Below are 7,044 nucleotides of genomic sequence, written 5' to 3' on the forward strand. Positions count from 1 at the left end.
CCCCCATGCCGCCCACCGGCCTGCGACACAACCGCGACTTCCTCCTGATCACCGTCGCCCGGACCGCCTCCAAACTCGGCACCCAGGTCACCGCCGTCGCCACACCGCTACTCGTCCTGATGATGACCGGCTCCGCCACCGACGCCGGCCTCGTCGCCTTCGCCGAGGGCATGGCCCTCGTCCTCGTACTCCTGCCCGCCGGCCTGCTCGCCGACCGCCGCGACCGGCGCATCCTCATGCTCTGCTGCGACGGCGGCGCGCTCCTCGCGGTCACCGGCGTCACCGCGCTCGCCCTCGTCGGAGACGCACCGGTCCTGCTGATCGCCGTCCTCGCCGCCGCCACCGCCGGTCTCGGCGCCGCGCTGCAACCCGCCGCCGCGGCAGCCACCCGCGCCGTCGTCCCGGCCCGCGACCTGCGTACGGCGACCGTGTTCAACGAAACCCGCAACGGCGTCGTACACCTGGCCGGCCCGCCGCTCGGCGGCTTCCTGTTCGGCCTCACCCCGGCACTGCCGTTCCTCGTCGACGCGATCTCCTACGCCGTCTCCCTCGTCGCCGTGGCCCTGCTGCGCGGCCCGCTCGGCCGGTCCCTGACCACGCCGGGGGAGTCCCTGCCCCGGCAGGCGGTCGCCGGTGTCCGCTTCCTGTGGCGCCACCCCTCACTGCGGTTCACGCTGCTCAGCGGCGCCGTCCTGAACTTCGCGTTCGCCGGCGTGCTCCTGGCGATCATCGTCGTGCCGGTCCGCAACGGCGCCTCCGGCCTGTCCGCCGGAACCGTCATGGCGTGCGTCGGGCTCGGCGCCGTCGCCGGGTCACTCGTCGCGTCCTGGCTGACCGCCCGGATACCCACCCGCTGGCTGATCCTCGCGGTCGTCTGGGCCTGCGGCATCCTGACCGCCGCCATGGCCACCACCGACAACGGACTGGTCCTCGGCGCGCTGGCCGGCGCCTGCGTCCTCGTCGTACCAGCGGCCAACATCAGCATGCTGACCCTGCAGACGCTGCTGACCCCCGGCGACCTCCAGGGCAGGGCCAACGCCGCCACCAGCTTCATCGCGCTGATCGTCGCGCCGTTCGGCCCGGCGCTGTCCGGTCTGCTGATCGACCGGGTACCGGCCCCGATGGTGTTCGGCAGTTTCGCAGCCGTCATGCTGGCGCTCGCCGTCGTCGCCGCACTCGCGCCCGCTGTGCGCGCCATGCCCGATCTGCGGTCAGTCGAGGACGTCCAGGAGGCGGGCGAGGCCGAGGACCGCGACCCGCAGCCGGTCTGAGCTGATCGTCGCGCCGGCCGGCGCAGGGGAGAGGCGCCGGTCGACGGGCCCACTCCTCATGACCACGCCGGAACGTTCGGATGATCACGAGAGCGCATCGCCCGTGCCACCATGTAGAGCCTTCCCGGGACAGGCCACAAGGGACGAGGTGCCGCCATGGAGCTGCGCAGAAGCCGACAGACGCTGTGGAGCGGCCTCGCGATCTTCCTCGTCGGCATGGCTCCGCTGCTCTATCTCACGCCCTCGTCGACCGTCAGGTGGGCTTTTGTCGGCCTCTGGATGCTGGCGGCCGGCGTGTTCGTCGCCTACCAGCTCAGGCCGTTCCGGTTCCGCATCGGCGCCGACGGGCTGGACCTGCGGGTCGCCGGGATCGACCGGCTGGTGGCGTGGGCCGAGATCGAGGCTGTCGTCCTCGACCAGCCGCTACCGCCGGGCGGCCGGAAGCAGAGAGCCGCATCGGTGTTGCTGGTGCCGGCCACCGCCTCGACGATCGATCGTCGGCTCACCGGCCGCAGCCCGGTCGACGGCCGGCTGGCCCTGGTGCTGCTCGATCTCGACCAGGTGCAACAGCCGCCGGGTGAGGTCGCTGCCGCGCTGGCGCACTTCGGGGGAAGCCGCTTCACCGACGCCCGGCAGCGGGCTCCGCAACGGTCGGGGGCCCTGCCGGACCTGGATGCACTGAGCTGGCTGTCCGACCTGACGCCGCGAGTCCAGAAGGCGCTCGACTCGGGCGACGCGGCGCAGCGGCAGGCGCTCAAGACAGAGGTCGACGCGGCGCTCGCACGACTGTCCGAGGAGCCGGCCGCCAGTGGCCGGCCACGGATGGACAAGGTTCTGAAGGCGATGTCGGACGCGCTCGGCGCGGAGGACATAAAGCCTGGCTGAGCACCCCGTCGCCGGATTCGATAATGTACATTATGTCAAGTAACGAGGAGGCGGGCCTCCCCGGGCACCCCATAGCGAGCTGACCGCCAGGAGCGACCGGCGTTCATAGGACACCTACTCCCTTGCGTGGCTTGCAAACGCTGTGACGCGCGGGCGCCGGCACACTCATTCGGCCACAGTGAGCGGCCCGAGCCCGCCTCAGGTGATCAGCGCTGAGGTGCTGATCCACCGGCGCGGGCACCGGTCGCGCCGTCATTCGCACGCGGCGACTCCGTAGCCCTGGAGTGCCCCCCGCACTCAGCGCTCCACGCCCAACCCACCCCGGCTACGCCCACTCGCCCCACCCCAGGCTCCGTCGATCATGAAGTTGACGGCAATCGGCGCCCGTTTTGTCGCCGCCAACTTCATGATCGACGAGGTGGGCGGCCCGGGTGCGGCGGGGGCGGTGGCCGGATGTGGAGGCTCGCCACTCTCCCCCGGTGGTGCTCCTGGTGGGAACGCGAGAATCATGCATAATATCCCTTATGCATGACAAACCGGACGAAAGGGTGAGGGCTCTCATCGAGGAGTTTCTCACCGCCCGGGCCACCCGTAAGCCCTCACCGCACACCCTGGCCGCGTACCGGAGGGATCTGACCACAGTGGCCGAGCTGGTGGCGGCGGACGGTGACACCACTCCCCTCCCCCTGGACCGGCTGGCGGTCAGCGCCCTCTCCCCCCGCGTGATGCGCGCGGCGTTCGCGCGGTTCGCCGCTCCCCGCGCCGCCGCGTCGGTCCATCGCGCCTGGTCGACGTGGAACAGCTTCTTCACGTTCCTGGTCGCCGAGGGCGTCGTACCGGGAAATCCGATGCCTGCGGTGGGCCGGCCCCGCACGCCTCTCCCCCGGCCCAAGCCGCTGCGGGGCGAGGACACCCCGGAGGAACTCCTGGCGGCGGTGGCGCGCGCGGAGGGCCGGCAGCGTGATCCGTGGCCGGAGCGCGACCTGGCGGTGCTGGCGCTGGCGTTGTGCGCGGGGTTGCGGTTGTCGGAGTTGCTGGCGCTGCGGGTGTCGTCGGTGGCCGGGCGCGCCGGCGAGCGGCGGGTGGACGTGGCGGGCAAGGGCGGGCGGCCGCGTACGGTGCCGATCGAGGACGCCGTGGACCGGGTGCTGGCCGGTTATCTGGACAGTCGGCGGCACCGGTTCGGGTCGCGCAGCGTGCGGCCGGACGCGCCGTTCCTGGTGGACCGTCAGGGTGAGGCGTTGCGGCGGGGTGGGCTGCAGTACCTGGTGGAGTCGTGTTACCGGCGGGCGGGCATCGGTGACCGGGTGCCGCGGGGCGCGCGGTTGCACGCGTTGCGGCACACGTTCGCGACGCGGCTGGCGGAGGACGGAGCGAGCGCGGCTGAGATCATGCGGTTGCTGGGGCACGCGTCGTTGGCGTCGTCGCAGACGTACATCGAGGTGACGGCGGGTCAGCAGCGGGCGGCGGTGGCGGCGAACCGCACCAACCGGGCGTTGTCGGGGTTGCTCAAGCGGTAGTGGTCAGGCCGAGTTGAGCGGTCACGTACGCCAGGTGGTGTGACGTTCCCCAAGCGATCCAATCCGTGGCGACGCCGGTCCCGGCATGGCCGGCGGCGCGCAGGACGATCTGTTCGTCTCCCCAGGAGAGGTGCCGTCCGGCGGCTGGCCAGTGGTCGGCGGACACAAGGGCCTTGCAGATGTCGTAGATGCCGATGTTGCCGTTGCCGTCGCGCGTGCCTCGGTAGGCCCACCAGGCGTCGTGGTGGGTGTAGCGGATGTTCGGTGCCGGCCCGCGTGCTCCGGAGCTCATGCGGGGACAGGTGATGCCGTAGTCGGCGAACTGGATGTCGTGCTCCTGTAGCCGCTTCCAGAGATCGAAGTCCCTCCGGCGCAGCGGGGTGGCCGTGTGGGCCGGCACGTGGGAGATGTTCGCGGGCATGGCACCCGCGGCGACGACGACTGTCTTCCAGGGATGGCGCCGGGCCCATGCGAGGTGTTTACGGACCAAGGGTTCGGCGCTGGTGAGGTCCCGGTCGGAGGACACCTCAGCGACGTCGAGGATGAGGATGCAGTCCTCGGGATGCAGTTCGGTGGCGGACAGAACGTGACTCAGTCGGGCGCCGGTTTCGGCCGCGTCCGGTTCGGTGTGGTCGGCGGGGAGCCGTATGACGCCGCCGTACGGGGCGGCGGCGTCACGGACGTCCGCCAGTTGTGCGGGGGTGTCGTGCAGGTGGGCGACGGGCAGGGCGGGGATCCCCCATCGGTGCAGGTCGTCGGCGATGTCCTGGAGTGGTCGGCGGATACCGGTGGTGGGCTCCGGGAGGTGACGCACGTCGACAGCGATGGCCATGTCGCGTGGGATGGATTCCTGCGCGCGTTGGCTGAAGGCGGAGGCGGCCTTGATCGGACCCTGGTCGGACGGTGGCACGTCGAAGATCGGGAGGATGTGCGGCACCAACTCATCCGCGATGTGGTCGAGGGCCCGGAATTCGGCTTTTCGGCCTTTGAGGATCGGATAGTAGCCCGCCATTGCATCGCCCCACACGATTCGACGACAGTCACTTGTATCGATGTTCCACGTTCTGTGTCCGATCGACAACCTTCCGTGTCAATGAGGGCGGGTGTGGGCGTTGCCGGGCTGGCAGGATCGGCGGGATGCGAGTTGGTGCGGCACGGGCGGTGGCGGTCGGGTGGGTGCGGGAGCAGATGCGCGTCGATCCGTCGATCGAGGGGGCGTTCTTCAGCGGGTCGACTGTGGGGTTGCCGGACGACGCGCTGCTGCCGGTGTGGTCGGACGTGGACGTGTTACTGGTGCGCTGGAACGTCGGCGCGAAGGTGGGCAAGTTCGTGCACCGGGGGGTGCTGCTGGAGGTCAGCACTGTCACGTGGGAGGAGTTGGGTGGCCCGGAGGACGTGCTGGGGTCGTGGGTGTTCGCGCCGATGTTCCGTACCGATGGGGTGATCGCGGATCCGTCGGGCCGGCTGGCCGCGGTGCGGGAGCGGGTGGCGGCGGGGTTCGCGGATCCGGTGTGGGTGCGGGCGCGGTGCGCGGGCGTGCGGCGGCGGATCGAGGCCGGGTTGCGGGCGGACCGCGGTTCGGCGCCGGTGGCGGAGCAGGTGCTGGCGTGGGTGTTTCCGACGTCGTTGCTGGCGGTGTGGCCGGCGGTGGCGGGGCTGGCGGATCCGACGGTGCGGCGGCGGTACGTGCGGGCCGAGCGGGTGCTGTCGCGGTTCGGGTTCGCGGATCGGTATCCGGAGCTGCTGGACACGCTCGACGGCGGCGGGGCGGGTGTGGACGCGGCGCGGGTGCGGGAGCATCTGGCCGGGTTGGCGGTGGTGTTCGACGAGGTGGCGCGGTTGCCGCGGGAGGAATTCGCGTTCGGGGCGGATCTGGGTGCGGCGGGGCGTCCGTTGGTGTTCGACGGTGCGGCTGAGCTGGTCGAGGCGGGCCGGCATCGGGAGGCGATGTTCTGGGTGCTGGTGACGTACGCGCGGTGTCATGTGGTGTTGGGTCCGGTGGCGCCGGAGCGGGAGCGGGCGTTCGGGGCGGTGCTGGCGGATCTGGGGGTGGCGTCGGCGGCGGATCGGCGGCGGCGGGCGGACGGTTTGCTGGCGGCGTTGCCGGGGTGGCAGACGGTGGTGGATGCGGTGGCGGCGGAGGCTGTGGCAGGCTGAGGGGGAACGCGACTGGCGGCACGGGGATGGGTGAACCATCGGGGAGCTCGTCGTGGGGGTCGACCGCCTGGGCCTCCGCGGGCGAGGTGTCGTATGTCTTCTGCGCGGTTGCTGCCGGGTGTCCCGGTGGCGGAGCGGGTCTTGTCGGAGGTCGCCGCGTCGGTGGCGGAGCTGCGTGCGGCGGGGGTGACGCCGGCGCTGGCGACGGTGCTGGTGGGTGACGACGACGCGAGCGCGGGTTATATCCGGATCAAGCAACGGCAGGCGGCGGAGCTGGGTTTCGTGTCGCCGCACATGCATCTGCCGGCGTCGGCGTCGCAGGCGGATCTGCACGCGGTGCTGGCGGATTTCAACGCGGACAATACGGTGCACGGGGTGCTGGTGCAGTACCCGATTCCGGGTCACCTGGATTACGACCGGGCGTTGGCGGTGCTGGATCCGGACAAGGACGTGGACGGGATGCATCCGGTGAACATGGGCCGGCTGGCGTTGGGGTTGCCGGGTCCGCTGCCGTGTACGCCGGCGGGGATCGAGGCGTTGCTGGCGTTCCACGGTGTGCCGGTGGCGGGCCGGGAGGTGGTGATCCTGGGCCGGGGTGCGACGTTGGGCCGTCCGTTGGCGATGTTGCTGGCGCAGAAGCGGCCGACGGCGAACGCGGCGGTGACGGTGGTGCACACGGGGGTGGCGGACTGGCCGCGGTACACGCGGCGGGCAGAGATCCTGATCGCGGCGGCGGGGGTGCCGGGGATCGTGCGGCCGGAGCATGTGCGTCCGGGTGCGGTGGTGGTCGGTGGCGGCGTGCGGTACGAGGGGCGGCGGTTGCTGCCGGACGTGGACGAGTCGTGCGCCGAGGTGGCGGGTGCGATCACGCCGCGTGTGGGCGGGGTGGGTCCGACGACCGTGGCGATGTTGTTCCGCAACGCGGTGGAGGCGGCGCGGCGGCAGAGCGGTCTGGGCTGAGCGTCAGCCGAGGTCGACGACGAGGGGCCGGTGGTCGGAGATGGTGGCCAGCGGGGTGTGGACGGCGGTGACGGGTGGGAGCCGGTCGAGGCCGTGCCGGTCGGCGAGGATGTGGTCGAGCTGGACGCGGGGTTGCCCGGCCGGGTAGGTGGGGCGGCGGGCCAGGGGCTGCCAGCGGGTGAGCGCGGCGGCGGGGCCGGCGGGCAGGTTGAGGTCGCCGAGCAGGATCCGGGGTGCGGGCAGGGTGCGCA

The 7,044-nt window shown here is 71.8% G+C and carries 7 protein-coding genes; 5 read left to right on the forward strand and 2 right to left on the reverse strand.

The window, feature by feature from the left end; all coding sequences use genetic code 11:
• The 3 genes from F8279_RS28520 to F8279_RS28530 all read left to right on the forward strand — a co-directional run.
• Positions 1–1,271 (forward strand): MFS transporter (locus F8279_RS28520; protein ID WP_151501588.1); only part of this gene is annotated, 1,271 nt, incomplete at its 5' end.
• A 156-nt stretch (positions 1,272–1,427) separates the two neighbouring features.
• Positions 1,428–2,156, forward strand: coding sequence for a hypothetical protein (locus F8279_RS28525; RefSeq protein WP_151501589.1), 729 nt, complete (start codon positions 1,428–1,430; stop codon positions 2,154–2,156).
• Positions 2,157–2,680: 524 nt separating this feature from the next.
• A complete protein-coding gene (locus tag F8279_RS28530; protein ID WP_151501590.1) occupies positions 2,681–3,676 on the forward strand; it encodes a tyrosine-type recombinase/integrase in 996 nt (331 codons plus the stop codon).
• Here F8279_RS28530 and F8279_RS28535 read toward each other — a convergent pair.
• Positions 3,666–4,688: a beta family protein gene (locus F8279_RS28535; RefSeq protein ID WP_151501591.1), complete on the reverse strand. Its 1,023-nt coding sequence runs from the start codon at positions 4,686–4,688 to the stop codon at positions 3,666–3,668. The two genes, F8279_RS28530 and F8279_RS28535, sit on opposite strands and share 11 nt — an antisense overlap.
• 125 nt (positions 4,689–4,813) lie before the next feature.
• Between F8279_RS28535 and F8279_RS28540 the strand changes: the two genes are divergently transcribed.
• Together F8279_RS28540 and F8279_RS28545 are read left to right on the forward strand one after the other, a co-directional pair.
• On the forward strand, positions 4,814–5,833 hold the full coding sequence (locus F8279_RS28540; protein WP_151501592.1) for a hypothetical protein: 1,020 nt from the start codon (positions 4,814–4,816) through the stop codon (positions 5,831–5,833).
• A 93-nt stretch (positions 5,834–5,926) separates the two neighbouring features.
• Positions 5,927–6,793 carry a bifunctional 5,10-methylenetetrahydrofolate dehydrogenase/5,10-methenyltetrahydrofolate cyclohydrolase gene (locus F8279_RS28545; protein ID WP_151501593.1) on the forward strand — a complete coding sequence of 289 codons (867 nt, stop codon included), beginning with the start codon at positions 5,927–5,929 and terminating at the stop codon, positions 6,791–6,793.
• Between the two features lie 3 nt (positions 6,794–6,796).
• On the opposite strand, the gene F8279_RS28550 is transcribed toward F8279_RS28545, so the two are convergent.
• Positions 6,797–7,044 (reverse strand): endonuclease/exonuclease/phosphatase family protein (locus tag F8279_RS28550; protein ID WP_368668845.1); only part of this gene is annotated, 248 nt, incomplete at its 5' end.

Origin of the sequence: Micromonospora sp. AMSO1212t, from assembly GCF_008868145.1 — a bacterium.
GTDB lineage: Bacteria > Actinomycetota > Actinomycetes > Mycobacteriales > Micromonosporaceae > Micromonospora > Micromonospora tulbaghiae.